Genomic DNA, 1,176 nt, shown 5'->3' with positions numbered 1-1,176 from the left:
ATACGGATATGGGAAACATTTCATTCTTTATTGGTGAGGATGGTTTTCCATATGCGTCATATCTGGTAGGTGCTGATACAGTAACAAAAAAATTGGGTAATCCATCAAATGACCTAAATATGCTAGGTTTCATTACAAATATAGATATGCCAAGTGATTTTTTAATGAATCTAGATGCATATGGGACAATTATTGACATAATAGTAGAAAAATATGACTATATAAGTTTTGTATGTTCTAGACCAATTCTATTCACTGCATTCGCTAATCACAATACGACTATATCGAAAATTGTTAATAGTCAGTTTGGATGTCAAGCATTATATTACAATTGCAAAATAACAGAACCTATAATAGCAATCTCAGATATTGCAAAATCCGCTATATCGACCAGCAATAGAAAAACATCAGTAGTATGTAATTATAGTACATTCCCTGATGGATATGGATGGCGTAGTGAAAAAGGATTCTGTTTTAGTGCAAATGGACAATTTGGCGGGATTACACTTTACTATGTCAATGGCGGTAGCGCATCTGCTAATGGAGGATATAATAATGCTACAATAAAGCCTTTTAAAGCTTTTTGTGGAGCAAAGGCACAAACCGGAGGATCTTACTGGTCAGGAACAATTCAATATCTCCCAATATAACCTTTTTACATAAGACTATATATAATTCTAGTTTAGTCCAAGTACATTACCGTAGGTAATATCCATTGAAAGGCATAATTTGCAACTACCGTTTTTTTAGATGTTACTTTTATACTGCCAGCAGAACCGGTAAGGCTCAGTTTATACACAATAAATCTAAAAGCGCCACAGTAAACATCATAAGCATATGCATCATATAGTTTAACGCCCATTGTAGCATTTATGGTATTATAAGATAATTCCGCTTCTCCTCCATAACCTGCTGATAGGCTTATGAACATAGCATTCTTATGTCCAGCTTCTAATGATAATGTTGTTGTTATTGTATTTTCTTTATATCCAGTACCATCTGTTGATTTTAAAGAAGAAACACATTTAGTAGGAAATAAACTAATTTTACTTACCGCAGTAATAGCTTGTGCAAATGTAGTATCATCAGCCACAGAAATACCCTTTTGTGCCAGGGCTGAAACAAGGTCAGTCCTGGCTTCTGAAAAAGACGTTTGCACTTCTGCAATATCCGTAT

At 34.3% G+C, this 1,176-nt stretch carries 2 protein-coding genes; one reads left to right on the top strand and one right to left on the bottom strand.

What is annotated here, in order from left to right; genetic code table 11:
- On the top strand, positions 1–650 hold a 650-nt coding region (locus DWZ56_RS22830; RefSeq protein ID WP_158584703.1), incomplete at its 5' end, for a hypothetical protein.
- Positions 651–682: 32 nt separating this feature from the next.
- Here DWZ56_RS22830 and DWZ56_RS22825 read toward each other — a convergent pair.
- On the bottom strand, positions 683–1,176 hold a 494-nt coding region (locus tag DWZ56_RS22825), incomplete at its 5' end, for a hypothetical protein (protein WP_158584702.1).

The organism is Lachnotalea sp. AF33-28 (assembly GCF_003477885.1).
Classification (GTDB): Bacteria; Bacillota; Clostridia; order Lachnospirales; family Lachnospiraceae; genus AF33-28.
This window is presented reverse-complemented; position numbering and strand designations above follow the sequence as displayed.